This is a genomic window from Stenotrophomonas sp. SY1 (assembly GCF_021202945.1).
Taxonomy (GTDB): Bacteria; Pseudomonadota; Gammaproteobacteria; order Xanthomonadales; family Xanthomonadaceae; genus Stenotrophomonas.
This window is the reverse complement of sequence record NZ_JAJOYR010000001.1, coordinates 1,543,335-1,563,255: the sequence shown is the minus strand read 5'-3', so window position 1 is coordinate 1,563,255 and position 19,921 is coordinate 1,543,335. Positions and strand designations below refer to the sequence as shown.

Genomic DNA, 19,921 nt, shown 5'->3' with positions numbered 1-19,921 from the left:
TCCCTGCCAGGAGTTTTGCAATGCCCCAGATCACCATGCGTCAGATGTTGGAAGCCGGCGTCCACTTCGGTCACCAGACCCGTTACTGGAACCCCAAGATGGCTCCGTACATCTTCGGCGCCCGCGGCAAGATCCACATCATCAACCTGGAAAAGACCGTCCCGCTGTTCAACGATGCGATGAACTTCATCTCGTCCGTTGCCCAGAAGCGCGGCACCATCCTGTTCCTGGGCACCAAGCGCAGCGCCCGCGATTCCATCAAGGAAGAAGCCGAGCGTTGCGGCATGCCGTTCATGAACCAGCGTTGGCTGGGCGGCACCCTGACCAACTTCGCCACGGTGAAGAAGTCGGTGGCCCGCCTGAAGGAACTGGAAGCCGGTGAAACCGACGGCACCTTCGAGCGTCTGGTCAAGCACGAAGTGCTGGGCCTGCGTCGCGAGCGCGACAAGCTGGAAGCCTCGCTGGGCGGCATCAAGGAAATGAACCGTCTGCCGGACGCCATCTTCGTCATCGACATCGGTCACGAAGACATCGCCATCAAGGAAGCCAAGAAGCTCGGCATCCCGGTGATCGCCGTGGTTGACACCAACTACAACCCGGAACTGGTCGATTACGCCATCCCGGGCAACGACGACGCCATCCGCGCCGTGCAGCTGTACGCCCGCGCCGCCGCTGACGCCGTGCTGGAAGGCAAGGCTGCCGCTCCGAACGCTGCCACCGTGCGCGAAGAAGAGTTCGCCGACGCCGCTGTTGCCGAAGAAGCCAAGCCGGCCCGCCGCGCTCCGGCCAAGAAGGCTCCGGCCAAGAAGGGCGACGAGGCTTCGGCCTGATCCACCCGACGGGCGCAGCCACTGCGCCCGTCTCCCCTGCACCGGCCCCACAAGCGCCGGCCATTGACAGGGCTACGTAACAACGGCCGGCAATCATTGCCGGCCTACCCCTTTCTATTCGTGAGGAAATTCCATGGAAATCACTGCTTCCCTGGTCAAGGAACTGCGTGAGCGCACCGGCGCCGGCATGATGGAGTGCAAGAAGGCTCTGTCGGAAACCAACGGCGACATCGACGCAGCAGCTGAAGCCCTGCGCAAGTCCGGCGCTGCCAAGGCCGACAAGAAGGCCGACCGCGTCACCGCTGAAGGCCGCATCGGCGTCGCCCAGAATGGCGGCAAGGCCGTGCTGGTCGAAGTGAACTCGGAAACCGACTTCGTCGCCAACGACGTCAACTTCAAGGCCTTCGTGGACAGCGTCGCCGCTGCCGCCCTGGCTTCCGGCGCTGCCGATGTGGAAGCACTGAAGTCGGCCAAGCTGGAAAACGGCGCGACCGTCGAAGAAACCCGCGCCACCGCGATCCAGAAGCTGGGTGAGAACATCCAGATCCGTCGCCTGGTCAAGGTTGACGGCAACAACACCGTCGGCGCCTACGTGCACTCCAACGGCAAGATCGGCGTGCTGGTCGACCTGGCCGGCGGCAACGCCGAGCTGGCCAACGGCCTGGCCATGCACGTAGCTGCGATGAACCCGCCGCACAACAAGGCCGCCGACGTGCCGGCCGAGTTCGTTGCCAAGGAAAAGGAAATCGAGCTGGCCAAGATGACCGACAAGGACAAGGCCAAGCCGGCTGAAATCCTGGAAAAGATCATCAGCGGCAAGATCAACAAGATCATCAGCGAAGTGACCCTGTACGGCCAGGCCTACGTGCTGGACAGCGACAAGACCGTCGAGCAGGCCGTCAAGGCCGCTGGTGGCGACGTTGTCGGCTTCCAGCGCCTGGTGGTTGGCGAAGGCATCGAGAAGGTGGTGGAAGACTACGCCGCCGAAGTTGCCAAGGCGATGCAGGTCTGATTTCAGCCTGATCCGCGCAACACCCGAAGAAGCCGCGGCAATCCGCGGCTTCTTCGTTTTCCGTTCCAGCCCAGCGATCGCGCCGCGCCAACACGGCGAAAGCACCGCCAGCAGCCACTTTGCGCGCCCTGCCCGGCCTGCACCGCATGCGCGGATGGATGCAAGCATTTCGCCATCAAACTGTGACGGCATTTTTCAAGTGGCAACGTGCATGTATTCTTGGGCCACTGCCGCCCGCTTCCATGACATGTCCCCCGAGCTCACCGCAGCCCTGTCCCTCTGCCGCAACCTGCCCTCGCCGCCGGCCATCGCCGTGCGCCTGATCGAACTGGCGCAGGACCCGGAAACCGACATCGCCAGCGCCGCCGACACCATCGCCCTGGACATGGGCCTGAGCGCACGCATGATGCGCATCGCCAACTCGCCGCTGTATGCCAGCCGCCGCCGCATCGAGAACCTGGGCCAGGCACTGACCATGCTCGGCCTCAATGCCACCTTGCAGCTGGCGCTGGGCTTCAGCCTGTCGCGCGCCCTGCGCGAGGACCAGCGCCATGCGCAGCTGCTGGACGCGGTCTGGCGCCGCAGCATTCTCAGCGCGCTGGCCGCCCGCTACCTGGGCCTGTCCTGCGGGGTACGCCGGGCCGAGGAACTGATGCTGGCCGGCCTGCTGCAGGAGATCGGCATCCTGGCGCTGCTTCAGGTCCAGCCCGACAGTTACCCCGGGCTGCTGGCCAGCGCATCAAGCAATGACGAACTACTGGCCCGCGAGCGCAGCATCCTGGAATGCAGCCACGCCGATGTCGGCGCCCACCTGTGCGAGCAATGGGGCCTGCCGCGTTACCTGGTCGAAGCCATCACCCACAGCGAGCCGCCGGCGGAGCCCGCCAACCTGTTCGAACGGTGCGTGGCGCTGTCCGGGCACGTGGCCGACATCTGGCTTGCCGACGACGTCGACACGGCCCGCAACCACGCCCTGCGTCTGGCCCACGAAGCGCTGGACATGGACAGCACCACGTTTGAGCAGGTGCTGCAGCAGGTCAGCCAGATGCTGCCGGAAATCAGCGCGCTGTTCGACATACCGGTGCCCTCGCCAGCCCGCGTCACCTACCTGCTGGACCACGCCAGTGAGCTGATGGCCCTGCGCAGCCTGCGCGAGCTGCAGGACGCCGCGGCCTCGCAGCAACGTGCCGACCACTACGAACAACAGGCGCGGCGGCTGGCCGAACAGGCACATCTGGACGCGCTGACCGGCGTGCTCAACCGGCGCCAGCTGGAAGTGGTGCTGGAGCGGGAATTCAGCCGCGCCAGCCGTGCCGACCACCCACTGTCGGTGGCCTTCATCGACCTGGACGACTTCAAGAAGATCAACGACCAGCATGGCCACCTGGTCGGCGACCAGGTACTGCAGGCCTTTGCCAGCCGCCTGCAATCGCAGCTGCGCGGCTCCGATACGGTGGCCCGCTTCGGCGGCGAGGAGTTCGTGGTGCTGTTCCCCGGCACCAGCGAGCAGACCGCGGTGGAAGTGATCCGCCGGGTGTTGAGCATCATCACCCAGACCCCGATGGTCACCGTGGCCGACGCCCCGCTGCACATCACCTTCTCCGCAGGTGTGGCCACGCACGGCGTATATGAGCGTTTCACCGACATGCGCGACCTGCTCAAGGCCGCCGATGACGTGCTTTACCGTTCCAAGAACCTTGGCCGCAACCGGGTGATCGCGCGCGCACCGGACCCGCAACCGACCGCCTGCTGAACCGGTGGCCGGCAAATGACGCAATGCTGCCGCAATGCAGCACAACGTCTGACCGGGGAGCGCGGCATCCGTTAGAATTCCCGCGTTTTCCAGCCACCTGAGGTCACCATGTCCAAACTCGCCTACCAACGCATCCTTCTGAAACTTTCCGGGGAGGCGCTGATGGGAGATGAGGACTACGGCATCGACCCCAAGATCATCAACCGCCTGGCCCGTGAAGTCATCGAGGCCCAGCAGGCCGGTGCCGAAGTGGCACTGGTGATCGGCGGCGGCAACATCTTCCGCGGCGCCGGCCTGGCCGCAGGCGGCATGGACCGCGTCACCGGCGACCAGATGGGCATGCTGGCCACGGTCATCAACGCCCTGGCCATGCAGGACGCACTGGAGAAGCTCGGCGCCAAGGCGCGGGTGATGAGCGCCATCAAGATCAACGACGTGTGCGAGGACTACATCCGCCGCCGCGCCATCCGTCATCTGGAAAAGGGCCGTCTGGTGATCTTCGCTGCCGGCGTTGGCAGCCCGTTCTTCACCACCGATTCGGGCGCGGCACTGCGCGCCATCGAAATCGGCGCTGACCTGCTGCTCAAGGCCACCAAGGTCGACGGCGTCTATGACAAGGACCCGAACAAGCACGCCGATGCGGTGCGCTACGACAGCCTCACTTACGACCAGGTCATCAAGCAGGGCCTGGAAGTGATGGACACGGCCGCCTTCGCACTGGCCCGTGACAGCGACCTGCCGATGCGCGTGTTCGACATGGGCCAGCCGGGCGAACTGCTGAAAATCCTGCACGGCGAGAACATCGGCACCCTCGTCCACGGCCGCGACGGCAACTGAGCCAGCCGCTGGAGTCCGGCCGACATGGGTATTGACCTATAATCGGCCGGTTCCAGCACCATCAAGGATTCGGGCGATGATCAACGACATCAAGCAAGATGCACAGACGCGCATGGCCAAGAGCCTCGACGCTCTGCGCCATACCCTCACCACCATTCGTACCGGCCGCGCTTCTCCGGCGCTGCTGGACGGCATCAAGGTCAAGGCCTACGGCACTGACACGCCGCTGAACCAGGTGGCCAGCATCAGCGTGTCCGAAGGGCGCTCGCTGGTCATCACCCTGTTCGACAAGAACATGATCAAGGACGTCGAAAAGGCGATTTACGCCTCCGACATCGGCATCACCCCCACCACCATGGGCACCGTGATCCGCCTGAACCTGCCGCCGCTCACTGAAGAGCGTCGTCGCGAACTGGCCAAGTCGGTGAGCAAGGAAGGCGAAGAGAGCAAGGTCGCCATCCGCAACATCCGTCGTGATGCCAACCAGGAAGTGGCCAAGCTGCTCAAGGACAAGGCCATCACCGAGGATGACGACCGTCGTGCGCAGGACGAGATCCAGAAGCTGACCGACAAGGCGATCAAGGACGTCGACGACATCGTCAAGCTCAAAGAACAGGAACTGATGGCGGTCTGACCCGTGCCGTCCATCCTGCCCAGCGGCACGCCCGCACCGCGTCTGCCGGGGCACATTGCCATCATCATGGATGGCAATGGCCGTTGGGCGCAGCAGCGCCGGCGGCCGCGCATGATCGGCCACCGTGCCGGTGCCCGCGCGGTCAACCGCACCATTGAGTTCTGCCTTGAGCGCGGCATTGCCGCGCTTACCCTGTTTGCGTTTTCCAGCGAGAACTGGGGCCGTCCGCAGGAGGAGGTGGATTCGCTGATGAAGCTGTTCCTCGGCGCACTCGACCGCGAAGTGGACGAACTCCACCGTCGCGGCGTGCGCGTGCGCTTCATCGGCGACCGCTCGCGCTTTTCGGCCGGCATCGTGCAGCGCATGGACAAGGCCGAGCAGCGCACCCTGGCCAATGCTGCGATGACCCTGAACATCGCCGCCAGTTACGGTGGTCGCCAGGACATCGCCCTGGCCGCCCGCGCCCTGGCCCAACAGGTTGCCGCCGGCACCCTGCTGCCGGAACAGATCGACGAACAACTGCTTGGTCGTCACGTCGCATTGGCCGACTTGCCTGCACCGGACCTGTTCATCCGCACCGGCGGCGATACCCGCATCAGCAATTTCCTGCTGTGGCAGCTGGCCTACACCGAGCTGTGGTTCAGCGACGTACTGTGGCCGGACTTCGATGCGACCATCCTTCAACAGGCGCTGGATGACTATGCCGGGCGCGAACGCCGCTTCGGCCTGACCAGCGCCCAGATCGCCGCCGACGCGGCACAGGGCGCACTGCCATGACCAAAACCCGTGTGATCGCCGCGCTGATCATGGCCCCCGTGGCGATCTGCGCGATCCTGTTCCTGCCCACCCAATGGCTGGCTGCCGCGGCCGCGCTGGTGTTCCTGATCGGCCTGTGGGAATGGCTCAAGCTCACCGGCGTCGATGGCCTGCCGCGCACCGTGCTGCTGGTCCTAAACCTGCTGCTGATGGTGTTGCTGGTCTGGGCATCGGCCGGCAGCAACGTGCTGTTCCTGCTCACCATCCTGGTCGGCGTCGGCTTCTGGCTGCTGGCGCTGGTGTGGCTGCGTTACTTCAACTATGGCGCGCACGAGGAAAGCGGCTCGCGCATGCTCAAGCTCGCCGCCGGCACCTTGGCCATCGTCCCGGCCTGGGCGGCGCTGGTGCTGATCCACGACAGCGAGCCGAACGGCCACATCTGGCTGCTGACCGCACTGGCCACCGTGTGGGCCGCCGATTCCGGCGCCTACTTTGCCGGCCGCACGTTCGGCAAGCACAAGCTGGCCCCACGCGTGAGCCCCAACAAGACCATCGAAGGCGTGATCGGCGGTCTGGTGGCCGGTTTGATCGTTGCCGGTGTGTTCGGCTGGCTGGCCGGCGTGCAGCTGGCCGGATTCGGCTGGCTGATGCTGGTTGCCGCGGTGACCGTCCTGGCCTCGGTGCTGGGCGATCTGTTCGAGAGCCTGCTCAAGCGTCATGCCGGCGCCAAGGACTCGGGCAACGTGATCCCGGGCCACGGCGGCGTGCTCGACCGCATCGACGGTGTGCTCGCCGCGCTGCCGGTGTTCGCGCTGGGCAAGGAATTCTTCGGTTTCTGACATGCCCACCTCTTCTCGTCAGCGCCAGGTCGCGATCCTGGGTGCCACCGGCTCGATCGGCACCTCGGCACTGGATGTCATCGCCCGTCATCCGCAGCAGATGCGCGCCAGCGTGCTGGCTGCCGGCGGCAACGTCGATGCGCTGATCGCGCTTTGCCGCACGCACCGCCCGGATCACGCTGCCATCGCCGACCCGGCGCTGTTCGTGCGTCTGCGCGATGGTCTGCTCGACGCAGGCCTGGCCACGGAAGCACACGCGGGCCAGGAAGCGATCGACGCACTGGCCGCCAGCAACAACTGCGACACCGTGGTGGCCGCCATCGTCGGCGCGGCCGGGCTGTCTTCCACACTTGCCGCCGCCCGCGCCGGGAAACGGCTGCTGCTGGCCAACAAGGAGTCGCTGGTACTGGCCGGTGAGCTGCTGACCCGCGAGGCTGCTGCCGCAGGCGCTGAGATCATCCCGATCGACAGCGAGCACAACGCCATCTTCCAGTGCCTGCGTTCGCGCGACGCCAGCCTCGAGGCCGGGGTTCGCCGCATCATCCTCACCGCTTCCGGCGGCCCTTTCCGGGGTCGCAGCCGCAGCGACCTGGCGGCGGTTACGCCGGCCCAGGCCGTTGCCCACCCGAAATGGTCGATGGGCCCGAAGATCTCGGTCGATTCGGCGACGTTGATGAACAAGGGGTTGGAAGTCATCGAGGCCCATCACCTGTTCAACGTCCCAGGTTCGCGCATCGATGTGCTGGTGCATCCGCAGAGCCTGGTGCATTCCCTGGTCGAATTCATCGACGGTTCGACCCTGGCCCAGCTTGGCCTGCCGGACATGCGCACCACCCTTGCCGTTGGCCTGGGCTGGCCGCAACGCATCGAATCGGGCGTTTCCGGCCTGGACCTGCTCACCCAGGGCCGGCTGGATTTCGAAGCGCCGGACCTGGACGCATTCCCCTGCCTGCGCCTGGCCTGGCAGGCGATGGACGCCGGCGGCAGCGCCCCGGCCATCCTGAATGCCGCCAATGAAGTGGCCGTTTCAGCGTTTCTTCAGGGCCGCGTAGGCTTCCTGTCGATTCCTGCCTTGGTCGAGCACACCCTTTCCACCCTGCCCCACGAGGCGGCCGATACACTGGACGTCTTGTTGGCCGCCGATTCCCAGGCACGCCAGATCACCGAAACCGCCATCGCCCGCCTGCCGAATGCCTGAACCCACTTTCCAATCGAGCTGCGCCCATGGCTGATTTCCTGGGGTCCGTGTGGTGGATGATCGTCAGCCTTGGCGTGCTGGTGACCTTCCATGAATTCGGCCACTACTGGGTGGCCCGACGTTGCGGCGTAAAGGTGCTGCGCTTCTCGGTGGGCTTCGGCAAACCGCTGTGGAGCCGCCGTAACCGCAACGGCACCGAGTTCGCCATCGCCGCCATTCCGCTGGGTGGCTACGTCAAGATGCTGGACGAGCGCGAGGCCGAAGTGGCCGCCGGCGAGCGCGCCGAAGCGTTCAACAACAAGAGCGTCTGGCAGCGCATAGCCATCGTCGCCGCTGGTCCCATCGCCAATCTGGTGCTGTGCATTGCCCTGCTATGGGCGATGTTCGTGATCGGTCGCCAGGACTACTCGGCCACCCTTGGCCGCACCAGCGGCATGGCCGCAGAAGCCGGCTTTGCTGCGGGCGACCAGGTACTTTCGGTGGATGGACGCCCGATCGGCACCTGGGCCGAAGCCAGCATGGGCCTGACCACCGCCGCGATGGACCGGCAGGATGCGCAGGTCCGCGTTCGCGATGTGCTGGAAAACGAACAAACCCGGGTCCTGCCGCTGTCGCGGCTGCCGGCCGGTTTCGATGAACGCCAGGTCGCCGTGCAAGCGGGCCTGATCTGGCAGTTCTGGTTGCAGCCGGCACGGGTTGAGAGCGTGGCTCCGGACTCTGCTGCCACCGGGCAGTTGCAATCCGGCGACCTGATCCTGGCGGTGGACGGCCAGCGCGTGGACAGCGCCGACCAGGTCATGCCGCTGATTCAGCAATTGGGCGAACGTGGCGGCCCAGGCATGGTCGAAGTCGAGCGCGCCGGAGAACGGCTGGCGCTGGAGCTGACCCCGCAACCCAGCCAGGCACCCGATGGCAAGCCGCGCTGGTTGATCGGCGTGAACTTCGTCACCGACCAGACCGCCCCCTACGACGCCCGCCAGCAGTACGGCGTGCTCGCCGCTTTGCCGGCCGCCGTGCGCGAAACCGGCAAACTGGCCTCCGATTCGCTGGGCATGATGCGGCGCATGCTGACCGGGCACGCCTCGGTCAAGAACATTTCCGGCCCGATCACCATCGCCCGCGTGGCCAATGCCTCGGCTGAACGCGGCGTGGATTGGTTCCTGTATTTCCTGGCCTTGTTGTCGCTGAGCCTGTGCATCATCAACCTGCTGCCGATCCCTGTCTTGGACGGCGGCCACCTGCTGTATTACCTTATTGAGTTGGTCAAGGGCAGCCCGCTCAGCGAGCGAGCCATGGCAACTGGCCAGTACATCGGTCTGGCACTGCTGGCGGGGCTGATGGGGTTGGCGTTCTACAACGACATCCTTGGCCTTGTCCCGCGATGAACTTTTTCCCGCTGACGTCGTCATACGCCGGCACCCACGCAACTCTGAAATCGACTCCAACCGGACGTGATATGACGCGACTCCCCAATCGCCGCCTGCTAGCCCTTGCCCTTGCTGCCGGCCTGGCACTGCCTGCGCTCGCACAGGCGGCCGAGCCGTTCACCGCCAGCGACATCCGCGTGGACGGCCTGCAGCGCATCTCCTCCGGCACCGTATTCACCTACCTGCCGGTGGAACGCGGCGATGTGGTCGACGACAGCAAGGTCGGCGACACCATCCGTGCGCTGTACAAGACCGGCTTCTTCGAGGACGTGCAGCTGGACCGCCAGGGCGATATCCTCGTGGTCACCGTCAAGGAACGTCCGGCGATCAACAAGCTGACCGTCACCGGCAACAAGGACATCAAGAGCGAGCAGCTGCTCAAGGGCCTGAGCGACATCGGCCTGAGCGAAGGCGGCACGTTCGACCGCCTGAGCCTGGACCGCGTGACCCAGGAACTGCGTCGCCAGTACAACGACCGTGGCAAGTACAACGTCGAGATCACCCCGACCGTCAGCCCGCTGGACCGCAACCGCGTGGACGTGGCCATTGCCGTGAAGGAAGGCAAGGCGGCCAAGATCCGCCACGTCAACCTGGTCGGCACCGAGAAATTCCCGGCCGAGGACATCCTCGAGCAGTGGGAGTCGAAGGAACACAACTGGGCCTCGTGGTACCGCCGCGATGACCAGTACTCCAAGGAAAAGCTGTCCGGCGACCTGGAAAAGCTCAATTCCTGGTACCTGGACCGTGGCTATGTCGATTTCAGCATCGACTCCACCCAGGTCTCGATCAGCCCGGACAAGCGCGACATGTTCGTCACCGCCGGCGTGACCGAGGGCGAGCAGTACAAGATTTCCGAGATCAAGGTCACCGGCGACACCATCCTGCCGCAGGAAGATGTCGAGAAGATGCTGATCCAGCGCAAGGACGACACGTTCTCGCGTGCCCTGCTGGAACTGAGCGCCGACGGCATCACCAATACCTTGTCCAACATCGGTTACGCCTTTGCCAAGGTGAACCCGATTCCGACCAGCAACCGCGCCGAACGTACCGTCGCGGTGAACATGCAGGTGGTTCCGGGTCCGCGCGTGTCGGTGCGCCGCATCGTATTCCAGGGCAACTCGCGCACCGCCGACGAAGTGTTGCGCCGTGAAATGCGCCAGTTCGAGAACAGCTGGTACTCGCAGGCCGCCATCGACCGTTCCAAGATCCGCCTGCAGCGCCTGGGCTACTTTGAATCGGTGGACGTGGAAACCACCCCGGTCACCGGCAGCAACGACCTGGTGGACGTGGTCTACAACGTCAAGGAAACCACCTCGGGCAGCTTCGTGTTCGGCCTGGGCTATTCGCAGTCCTACGGCATGACCACCTCGGTGCAGTTGTCGCAGAACAACTTCCTGGGCGGCGGCAACCGCGTGTCGGTGGAGGCTTCGCGCAGCAGCTATCTGCAGCGTTACGGCTTCTCCTACACCAACCCGTACTTCACCGATGACGGCGTGTCGCTGGGTTACAACCTGTCCTGGCGCGAGCTGGACTACTCCGACTTCAACACCGCGCAGTACAACAGCACCAACGGTTCGGCGCAGATGGTGTTCGGCATTCCGATCACCGAGAACGACGCGTTCTCGCTGATGTTCGGCATCGACAGCAACCAGATCACCACCTACCCCGGCTACACGCCGCAGTCGATCATCGATTACATCGATGCCGTCGGTAGCAAGACCTTCCACTCCTGGCGTACCGAGCTGGGCTGGGCACGCGACACCCGTAACGATTACTTCATGCCCACGCGTGGTACCTACCAGCGCCTGGGCCTGGAAACCACGTTGCCGGGCTCGACCGTGGAGTACTACAAGCTCAGCTACCAGTTCTCCAAGTACTGGCCGATCATCCCCTCGCTGGTGATCAACACCCGCCTGGAACTGGGCTACGGCGATTCCTACGGCAGCGACAAGGTGCGTGACATCTGCTGGAACGACGTTCCGGCCACCGACACGTCGGCCGCCACCACCACGGTGGTCGACTGCGCCACCAACCCAACCGCCAAGCACCGCCAGGTGACGGCGTCGGGCCTGCCGTTCTTCGAGAACTTCTACGCCGGCGGCACCAACTCGGTGCGCGGCTTCGAAGACAACACCCTCGGCCCACGTTCGGAAGCGATCGGCGGCTACTACAACGGCCAGCCGCTGGGTGGCTCGGTGAAGACGGTCGGCTCGATCGAAGCCTACTTCCCGAAACTGTTCGACAGCCCGTCGGCCCGTGTTTCGGCGTTCTTCGACTTCGGCAACGTCTACAGCGGCATCGACAACTTCAAGGCCAACGAGCTGCGTGCTTCGGCCGGTGTCGCCCTGCTGTGGCGCGCCCCGGTCGGCCCGATCTCGATCAGCTATGCCTTCCCGCTGAAGAAGGAAGACGGCGACGAGATCGAGCGGTTGCAGTTCACCTTCGGCGGCCAGTTCTGACGAATTGGCCCGTTTGACCGGGGCCCTGCCCCGGCCACCCGCAGTTCCGTCGTGACGGAACTGCGGGGTCGCGCTCAAGCCCTGCGAGTCCCACGCCAGTCGGCGCGCCCCTTTGCCAAATGGGCTCTTGTCCAGAATGCAAACGGCGCTGATCCGCGTGATCAGGCCGCTTTTCAGGATGCTTCGGGGCTGTCGCTTCTGCCGTTGTGGCCCTGCCCGCCTCTGGCTGTCATTGGACGGCAATATCCAGCCACTGTCGTTCCAGCCATCCCCGCCCGATCAGGCCTGCCCGCATGACCGTCACCTACGCTCACGGTAAACTCGCCGCGTGAATACTCCTACCTATACCGCACAGGAACTTGCTGACCGCTTCGGCTTGCAGGTGCAGGGTGATCCCGCCGCCGCCATCCATGGCGTGGCCACGCTCGCACATGCCGGCCCCGGCCAGCTGACCTTCCTGGCCAATCCGCGTTATCGCACGCAGCTGGCCGACAGTCAGGCCTCCATCATCGTGCTGCGTGCCGACGATGCCGAGGGTGCCCCCGGCACCGCGCTGGTGGCCAAGGACCCTTACACCACCTTCGCCCGGATCGGCGCGCTATTTGAAACCGTGCCCGTGCGCGAGCCCGGCATCCACCCCAGCGCGGTCATCGACCCAAGCGCGACGATTGCTGCCAGCGCGCATATCGGCCCGCATGTCTGCATCGGCGCGCGCACGGTGATCGGCGAAAGCTGCATCATCGGCCCCGGCAGCATCATCGGTGACGACTGCACGCTCGATTCGGCCTGCGAACTGCTGGCACGCGTCACCCTGGTTGCCCGCGTCAAGCTGGGCAAGCGCGTGCGCATCCACCCCGGCGCCGTGCTTGGCGGCGAAGGCTTTGGCCTGGCGATGGATGGCGGACGCTGGATCAAGGTGCCGCAGCTGGGCGGCGTGCGCATTGGCGACGATTGCGAGATTGGCTGCAACAGCTGCGTGGATCGCGGCGCGCTGGAAGACACCGTGCTCGATGAAGACGTGCGCGTGGACAACCTGGTGCAGATCGCGCACAACGTGCAGATCGGCGCGCACAGCGCCATCGCCGGCTCCACCGGCATCGCCGGCAGCGCCAAGATCGGCCGCTACTGCCTGCTCGGCGGCGCCGTCGGCGTGGTCGGCCATCTGGAAATCTGCGACCACGTGGTCATCACCGGCAAATCGGTGGTACGCAATTCAATTACCGAACCGGGCGAGTACTCCTCCGGCACCCCTTTGACCGACAACCGCACGTGGCGCAAGAACGCCGCGCGCTTCAAGCAGCTTGATGCGCTGGCACGACGCATCCTGGCTGTGAGCAAGGAGAAAGAATGAACGCACCGCTGCAGCTGCCCATCGACGTCAACACGATCCAGACGCTGATCCCGCACCGCTATCCATTCCTGCTGGTCGACAAGGTCGTCGAGCTTGATGTGGAAGGCAAGCGCATCATTGCGCACAAGAACGTCACCATCAACGAGCCGTTCTTCCAGGGTCACTTCCCGGGCCAGCCGATCATGCCGGGCGTGCTGATCATCGAAGCGCTGGCACAGGCCGGCGGCGTGCTGACCCAGCTGAGCCTGGGCCGCGACGCGCAGTCCAAGCTGTTCTACCTGGTCAAGGTGGACAACGTGCGCTTCATGAAGCAGGTGGTGCCGGGTGATGTGCTGGAACTGCATGTGCAGGTCAAGCGTGTGATCCGCAACATGGCCGTCTACTACGGCGAAGCCAAGGTGGACGGTGAAGTGGTCGCACATGCCGAAGTGCTGTGCGCCGGCACCCGCGAATAACCGGCTGGAGCAACACGAATGAGTGACAGCGCCCCCCTGATTCACCCCACTGCGGTCATCGACCCGTCGGCCAAGCTGGGCGAAGGCGTGCGTGTGGGCGCGTTCACCCTGATTGGTGCGGATGTCGAAATTGGCGCCGGCACCGAGATCGGGCCGCATTGCAGCATCCACGGCCCGACCCGCATCGGCCGCGACAACCGCTTCATCGGCCATGTCGCCGTCGGCGGCGAACCGCAGGACAAGAAGTTCGCCGGCGAACGCACCGAACTGGTGATCGGCGATCGCAACGTGTTCCGCGAATTCGTCACGCTCAGCCGTGGCACTGCCGGCGGCGGTGGCATCACCACCATCGGCAATGACAACTGGATGCTGGCCTATACGCACGTCGCGCACGACTGCCATGTCGCCGACCATTGCGTGTTCTCCAACAACACCACGCTGGCCGGGCATGTGAGCGTCGGCAACTGGGTGATCATCAGCGGCTTCGCTGGTGCCCACCAGTTCTGCCGCATCGGCGACCACGCTTTCCTTGGCATGGGCGCGCTGGTCACCGGCGACATCCCGCCGTTCACCATGGTCGGCATCGACGGCCACGGCCGCCCGCGCGGCATCAACAGCGAAGGCCTGAAGCGCCGCGGCTTCGACGCCGAGCGCATCAGCGCCATCAAGCGTGCCTACCGCACCATCTTCGTTGCTGGCCTGCCACTGGCCGAAGCCAAGCAGCAGCTGGCCGAACAGGCGCGTGACAGCGACGACGTGAAGCATCTGCTGGAGTTCATCGAAAGCGGCGAGCGTCCGTTGCAGCGATGAGCACCGAGCGCGCGGAACCAGGATTGGGCGTGGATGCGAAGCCGGATACGCTGCGTGCGTCATCGGCTGCTTCACCCTCCCCGCTGCCTGTTCCCCGCCGCAAGCTCCGCATCGCGCTGGTCGCCGGTGAAGCCTCCGGCGATGGACTTGGCGCCGGCCTGATCAAGGCGCTGCGCGCGCGCTATCCGGATGCCGAATTTGCCGGCATCGGCGGCGATGCCATGCGCAATGCCGGCTGCGAGACCTGGTTCGATGCCAGCGAACTGGCGCTGATGGGGCTGGCCGAAATCCTCCGCCACCTGCCGCGCCTGTTGAAGCTGCGCAAGGAGTTCCGCCAGCGCGTGCTGGACTGGAAGCCGGACGTATTCATCGGCATCGACGCACCGGACTTCAATCTGGGCGTGGAAAAGTGGCTCAAGCAACGTGGCCTGCGCACCGTGCATTACGTCAGCCCGTCGGTGTGGGCCTGGCGCGAGAAACGTGCCGAGAAGATTGGTGCCAGCGCCGACCTGGTGCTGTGCCTGTTCCCGATGGAGCCGCCGATCTACGCCAGGCACGGCATCGATGCGCGCTTCGTCGGCCACCCGATGGCCGACGAGATTCCGCTGGAGAACGATCGCGCGCAAGCGCGCGCCGCGCTGAACATTCCCGACAACGTGCCGGTACTGGCCGTGTTGCCCGGCAGCCGCCTGGGCGAAGTCAGCCGCCTCGGCCCGCCGTTCTTCGCCGCTGCGTGGCAGTTGTGCGAGCAGATGCGCCACCTGCATATCGTGGTGCCTGCGGCCAATGCCAAATGCAAGGCGATGATCATCGAGCAGATCCGCACCGCAGCACTGCCCAGCGCGCGCGTGCATCTGCTCGATGGCCGCGCCCGCGAAGCGATGATCGCCGCCGACGTGGTGATGCTGGCCTCGGGCACCGCCACGCTGGAAACCATGCTGGTCAAACGGCCTATGGTGGTTGGCTACCGCGTGGCCGAACTCACTTACCGCATCGTCAGCACGCTGGGCCTGATCAAGGTCAACCGCTACGCGCTGCCCAACGTGCTGGCCGGCAAGGATCTGGCACCGGAACTTATGCAGCATGACTGCACCCCGGACAACCTGTCCGCTGCAGTATCGCAATGGTTTGAGCATCCCGAACGCGTAGCCGCCCTGCAGGGCGACTACGTGCGCCTGCACCAGCAGCTGCGCCAGGATGCCTCCGCCCGTGCCGCAGATGCGGTTGCCGGGCTGCTGGACACAGCGGCCAAGCAAGGCCAGCCGTGACCGCTCGTCGTTCCCTCGCCAAGGCAGCGGACCTTTCGCTGTCGCTGTTCAACGATGCCGTTCTGACCGAACGGCAAGGCCCGCGCATGATCGCCGGCGTGGATGAAGCCGGTCGTGGTCCGCTGGCCGGGCCGGTGGCGGTTGCCGCGGTGGTGTTCTGCCCCGATCGTCCGCGCCTCAACGGCCTGGATGATTCCAAGGCACTCACCGCCGCCAAGCGCGAGCTGCTGTACGACCGCATCATCGAGCGCGCACTGGCCTACAGCATCGTCATGGTCGATGTGGACGAGATCGACAGCCTCAACATCTTCCAGGCCACCATGCAGGGCATGCGTCGTGCAGTAGAAGGTGTTGGCCACGTTGCGCAGTTCGCGCGCATCGACGGCAACAAGATTCCCAAGGGCCTGCCCTGCCCGGCTGAGGCACTGGTCGGTGGCGATGCGCTTGACCGCGCGATCATGGCTGCCTCGATCCTGGCCAAGGTCACCCGCGACCGCTACATGCTGGAACTGCACGCGCAGCATCCCGAATACGGTTTCGACCAGCACAAGGGCTACGGCACGCCGTTGCATCTGGCAGCGTTGCGGGCCCATGGCCCCTGCCCGCAACACCGGCGCAGCTTCGCCCCGGTCCGCGCCTGCCTGGCTCCGGCCTGAGCGACAACCTGGCTTTCCTCAACGCGGCATGATCTTGATCCCCGGGTCGATCTGCACAGCACCAATGCGCACGTCGTAACGGATGTCGCTGGCAACGGTCACGTTCTTGGCGACGATCTGCACCTCCTGCCGCTTGCCCATGCGCCGCGACGCAAACTCCTTCGGATCGGCCGGCCCGGACACCTCACCTGCGGGCACACCGGGTGATTGAGCGAAGGTCAGCTCGAACGGCAGCAGCGCATCTTCCGCGGTACGCCACACCACCTGCGTTCCACTGCGCACCACGCATTCCTCCGGGGTGACGACCGGCCCGGACGCGCCCTGCGTCACCTCGACATAAACCAGCTTCACGATGCGCGGCGGCACCTGCCCCGTGCACTGCGTCACCACGCCCGGTGCCGCCAGCGATGACGACGGCGCGATACCACCCACAAGGCAACCCAGCAGCGCTGCGTTGAACCACATGTTGTTGATCATGACGACCACTCCTCGATGAGGTCCGCCGCCTCGGACAGGGAAACCCCCACCTACTTCTGCCGCGCGGCCCCTGCCGCAACCGCATGGCGTTGCAACGCGAGCAGTGCATCGATGCGCTGCTGCGGAATGCCCTGCTGCACCGCATCGGCAATGCAGCGACGCGCGCCGGCCTGATCCTCGATCAAGGTCAGCGTCTGCGCGCACCACAGCGCGACCTCAGCCTGTTGCGTGCCAAGCTTCTGCGCAGCCTGCAGGTCCTGCCGCGCACGTTGGCGTTCTCCCAGGTTGGCGCGATACCAGGACAACAGCGCCAGCGCATAGGCGTCGTCGCGGCGCACATCAACGTATTGCTGCGCCAACTGCGCCGCACGCCGGTACGGCGCCTGCGCCTGCGCGGCGGTTTCGGCCGAGGCGGACAGCGCGTCGCCCAGATTGCCCCAGTGCAGGTAATCGCCCGGTTCAAGCACCGTTGCCTGTCGGAACAAGCCTGCCGCCACCGCGTACTCGCCGTCATCGAATTTCATCGTGCCAAGGTTGGTCAGCGCACCGGCATTGGGTTCGATCGACAACGACATGCTGAAGGCTCGCCCGGCCTGGGCACTGTCGCCCTGCGCCAGATACAAGCCGCCCAGGCTGCTCCACAAACGGCTGTCCTCCGGTTGCAGGATGGTGGCGGTGACAAAAGCTTCGATCGCCTTGGGCAGGTCGCCGCGCAGCCACTGGTGGTAACCGAGCAAGCGGTAGATCTGCGCATCGCTGGGGCGTGCGGCGATGGCCTGCTGGAAGTAATCCTGCGCCCGCTCCTCCTGGCCCAATGCACCGTAGCTGCGCGCCAGCCCGACCAGGCCATCGGCACGCAGCGCCGGCTCGTCGAGAACCTGCTGGTAAAGCGTGAGCGCCTGTTCGTTCTGCCCACTGACACGCGCGATTTCTGCCAGCGCCAGGCTCACCTCGCGCAGTTCCGGATCCATCGCCTGCGCCTGCGCGCACGCCTGCCGTGCACGCTCAAATGCTTCGGCGTCACTGACGCCCTCCAACCGGGCGATCTGCGCCCGACAGATCCCGGCCTGCGCGCGGGTGAATTGAGGGTCGATTTCCAGGGCCTGGCGAAAACTGGCCATGGCCCGATCGTTGCCGGTCTCACCAATCGGGCGTTGCAACAACGCCAATCCGCGCAGGTAGGCGTCGTAGGCGTTGACGTCCGTGGTCGGCGTCAGCCGCCTCGCCACCATCGCGCCATCGCCGGGCAGGTGTCCCAGCAAGGCCTGAACGACCTTGCTGGCGATCTCGCCCTGCAATGCGAACACATCGGTGATTTCCCGATCGTAGGTCTCCGACCACAAGGTGAATCCGGTGGTCGCATCCGACAGGCGCGCACTGATCCGTACCCGGCCACCCTCACGACGGACGCTGGCATCCAGAAGCGTGGCCACCCCGAGCCGGCGCCCGATCCGGCGCACGTCACTGTCGGCATCACTCACCGCAGCCACCTGCCGCGCGGCCACCTTCAGCCCCGGCACGTTGGCCAGGGCATCGTGCATTTCCACCGCCAGGCCGTCGGCGAAGTAGCGGTCGTCAGCGTTGCCGCTGAGACTGCTGAACGGCATCACCGCAATCGATGGTGTTTCCACCGCTGGACGTATCGCAGGCGCATGCGCCCACCACCACGCGCCACCGCCCAGCGCCAGCAACGCCAGGCCCAGCCCGATCAGCCACGTGCGCGAACGCAACCACAGTGGCAGCGGCACGTTGGCTGCCTGTCGCCCCCGCCAGAATCGCGATGCCGGTTTCAGCGTCGGCACCGGGATTTCCTCATCGCCGGCTTCAGCATGTGGCAGCGCCGATGCCGGGCTGGCAACGGGCTCCGACTCCGGGGGCAAGCTGACCGGCGCTTCCGCCTGCTCCGGGGGCAGCAGCTTGCCAATGAAGCGGTAACCCAGCCCGTGCTGGGTCTGGATGTAGCGAGGCTCATGTGAATGGTCGTCCAGTGCCGAGCGCAGCTGGGCGATGGCGCGGGTCAGCACCCCCGGAGTCACATGCCGGTGGCCCCAGACCGCATCGAGCAGCAGGTCCCGCACCAGCAATTCATCGGCGTGCCGCAGCAGCAGCAACAGCACGGCAAACGCCTTGGGTTCCACAGAATGAAACTGGCCGTCGCGGCAGAGCGTATGTGCCACGGCATCCACCACGATCCCGTCGAAACGGTACCGTTCGACCACTTGGCCAGTGTCACCAGGGTCTTCGGTTGAACCCATCGGCAAGCCCTCACGAAAACCTCAGAAACCAGCGCAATGACTGTCTGAAGGCTCCGCCTGCCATCAGGACACATGCTACGCCCAAGCGGATGCTGACGCTGCGTCCTGACCTTCACGGACGCCTCCCCCAGTCACGCCAGGAGCAGCACCATGAACACCTTCTTCGACACCCGCCTTCCGCTGCCGCAGGTCCTGGATCAGTACCCGGCCGGCATCCCCCATCGCCGCAGTCATGTGAACGACTTCGTGCTGGTTCATCGCGAGGTGGAACTGTTCAACCAGCTGCTCGCCCGCCTCGGCCGCACCCGCCCGCCACTGCAGACCGACCAGTTGGCCACCGCCGCCCGAAGCCTGAACGACCAGGCGCCGGACGCGGCCCCGTCGCCGTGCATCCAGCAGCGCCTGCAGCACGCGCGGGTCCTGGAACAGATGCTTCAGGACGCTGACTGGGAGCCCGCCGACGACGTGCTCTCCGAAGCCCGGCAAGTGGTCGGCTATCTGCACGAAAGCCGGCAGCTGATTCCCGACTCGGTGCCCGGCGTCGGCCACCTGGACCAGGCCATCGTGATCGACACCGCCTGGCCGAAGCTGGTCTACGAAGTGATCAACTTCATCGATTACCAGCGCCTGCGTCAGCTTGAGGCTGATCGCCAGGGCCGTGGCTATGCGGATATCGCCTTCAACCGCCAGATCTGGATGGAACTGCGGGAAATCGAAGCCCGCCTGCATGAGCACCAGCAGCGGGTCCGCGAAAGCAGCTACGCGCCTGAAACGCCCAGCTACTTCCGCATCCACTGACAGGCAACACCGCCAGAACCTTGCCCGGATCAACCTGTTCACCCCGGGGCTGCCTCAGGCGCAGCCCCGCCGGCCAGACGGATGGAATGCCACCTCGCAGAAGGTG

The 19,921-nt window shown here is 65.4% G+C and carries 18 protein-coding genes; 16 read left to right on the top strand and 2 right to left on the bottom strand.

Going from position 1 to position 19,921, the window contains the following annotated elements; all coding sequences use genetic code 11:
* The first annotated feature begins 20 nt into the window (after nt 1-20).
* The 15 genes from rpsB to LR961_RS06345 all read left to right on the top strand — a co-directional run bounded on the left by rpsB (nt 21) and on the right by LR961_RS06345 (nt 16,285).
* Entirely contained in the window at nt 21-830 is an 810-nt protein-coding gene (gene rpsB, locus LR961_RS06415) for a 30S ribosomal protein S2 (RefSeq protein ID WP_232147584.1), read from the top strand.
* 133 nt (nt 831-963) lie between these two features.
* Nucleotides 964-1,842 (top strand): translation elongation factor Ts, encoded by an 879-nt coding sequence (gene tsf, locus LR961_RS06410; RefSeq protein WP_232147583.1) that lies wholly within the window; start codon nt 964-966, stop codon nt 1,840-1,842.
* Nucleotides 1,843-2,089: 247 nt separating this feature from the next.
* Nucleotides 2,090-3,595, top strand: a complete 1,506-nt coding sequence (locus tag LR961_RS06405) for a GGDEF domain-containing protein (RefSeq protein ID WP_232147582.1) — start codon at nt 2,090-2,092, stop codon at nt 3,593-3,595.
* Nucleotides 3,596-3,703: 108 nt separating this feature from the next.
* Nucleotides 3,704-4,432, top strand: a complete 729-nt coding sequence (gene pyrH / locus LR961_RS06400) for a UMP kinase (protein WP_232147581.1) — start codon at nt 3,704-3,706, stop codon at nt 4,430-4,432.
* A 76-nt stretch (nt 4,433-4,508) separates the two neighbouring features.
* Nucleotides 4,509-5,066, top strand: coding sequence for a ribosome recycling factor (frr, locus tag LR961_RS06395; protein ID WP_232147580.1), 558 nt, complete (start codon nt 4,509-4,511; stop codon nt 5,064-5,066).
* A 42-nt stretch (nt 5,067-5,108) separates the two neighbouring features.
* Nucleotides 5,109-5,843: a polyprenyl diphosphate synthase gene (gene uppS, locus LR961_RS06390; RefSeq protein WP_269670650.1), complete on the top strand. Its 735-nt coding sequence runs from the start codon at nt 5,109-5,111 to the stop codon at nt 5,841-5,843.
* Entirely contained in the window at nt 5,840-6,661 is an 822-nt protein-coding gene (locus tag LR961_RS06385) for a phosphatidate cytidylyltransferase (RefSeq protein ID WP_232147579.1), read from the top strand. Before uppS ends, LR961_RS06385 begins: the two co-directional genes overlap by 4 nt.
* 1 nt (nt 6,662) lies before the next feature.
* Nucleotides 6,663-7,859 (top strand): 1-deoxy-D-xylulose-5-phosphate reductoisomerase, encoded by a 1,197-nt coding sequence (locus LR961_RS06380; RefSeq protein ID WP_232147578.1) that lies wholly within the window; start codon nt 6,663-6,665, stop codon nt 7,857-7,859.
* A 26-nt stretch (nt 7,860-7,885) separates the two neighbouring features.
* Entirely contained in the window at nt 7,886-9,244 is a 1,359-nt protein-coding gene (rseP, locus tag LR961_RS06375) for an RIP metalloprotease RseP (protein WP_232147577.1), read from the top strand.
* A 71-nt stretch (nt 9,245-9,315) separates the two neighbouring features.
* The gene (bamA, locus tag LR961_RS06370) at nt 9,316-11,745 is read left to right on the top strand and encodes an outer membrane protein assembly factor BamA (RefSeq protein ID WP_232147576.1); all 2,430 of its coding nucleotides are present in this window, start codon (nt 9,316-9,318) and stop codon (nt 11,743-11,745) included.
* Nucleotides 11,746-12,073: 328 nt separating this feature from the next.
* A complete protein-coding gene (gene lpxD / locus LR961_RS06365) occupies nt 12,074-13,096 on the top strand; it encodes a UDP-3-O-(3-hydroxymyristoyl)glucosamine N-acyltransferase (RefSeq protein ID WP_232147575.1) in 1,023 nt (340 codons plus the stop codon).
* The gene (fabZ, locus tag LR961_RS06360) at nt 13,093-13,551 is read left to right on the top strand and encodes a 3-hydroxyacyl-ACP dehydratase FabZ (protein ID WP_232147574.1); all 459 of its coding nucleotides are present in this window, start codon (nt 13,093-13,095) and stop codon (nt 13,549-13,551) included. Before lpxD ends, fabZ begins: the two co-directional genes overlap by 4 nt.
* Before the next feature lie 18 nt (nt 13,552-13,569).
* A complete protein-coding gene (gene lpxA, locus LR961_RS06355; protein ID WP_232147573.1) occupies nt 13,570-14,361 on the top strand; it encodes an acyl-ACP--UDP-N-acetylglucosamine O-acyltransferase in 792 nt (263 codons plus the stop codon).
* Nucleotides 14,362-14,411: 50 nt separating this feature from the next.
* Nucleotides 14,412-15,629 (top strand): lipid-A-disaccharide synthase, encoded by a 1,218-nt coding sequence (gene lpxB / locus LR961_RS06350; protein WP_232149236.1) that lies wholly within the window; start codon nt 14,412-14,414, stop codon nt 15,627-15,629.
* A 38-nt stretch (nt 15,630-15,667) separates the two neighbouring features.
* Nucleotides 15,668-16,285 (top strand): ribonuclease HII, encoded by a 618-nt coding sequence (locus tag LR961_RS06345; RefSeq protein ID WP_232149235.1) that lies wholly within the window; start codon nt 15,668-15,670, stop codon nt 16,283-16,285.
* An 18-nt stretch (nt 16,286-16,303) separates the two neighbouring features.
* On the opposite strand, the gene LR961_RS06340 is transcribed toward LR961_RS06345, so the two are convergent.
* Complete coding sequence (locus LR961_RS06340; RefSeq protein WP_232147572.1) at nt 16,304-16,762, bottom strand: hypothetical protein; 459 nt, start codon at nt 16,760-16,762, stop codon at nt 16,304-16,306.
* 50 nt (nt 16,763-16,812) lie between these two features.
* Nucleotides 16,813-19,017: a winged helix-turn-helix domain-containing protein gene (locus LR961_RS06335; RefSeq protein WP_232147571.1), complete on the bottom strand. Its 2,205-nt coding sequence runs from the start codon at nt 19,015-19,017 to the stop codon at nt 16,813-16,815.
* A 150-nt stretch (nt 19,018-19,167) separates the two neighbouring features.
* Between LR961_RS06335 and LR961_RS06330 the strand changes: the two genes are divergently transcribed.
* On the top strand, nt 19,168-19,815 hold the full coding sequence (locus LR961_RS06330; RefSeq protein ID WP_232147570.1) for a hypothetical protein: 648 nt from the start codon (nt 19,168-19,170) through the stop codon (nt 19,813-19,815).
* Nucleotides 19,816-19,921 lie beyond the last annotated feature (106 nt).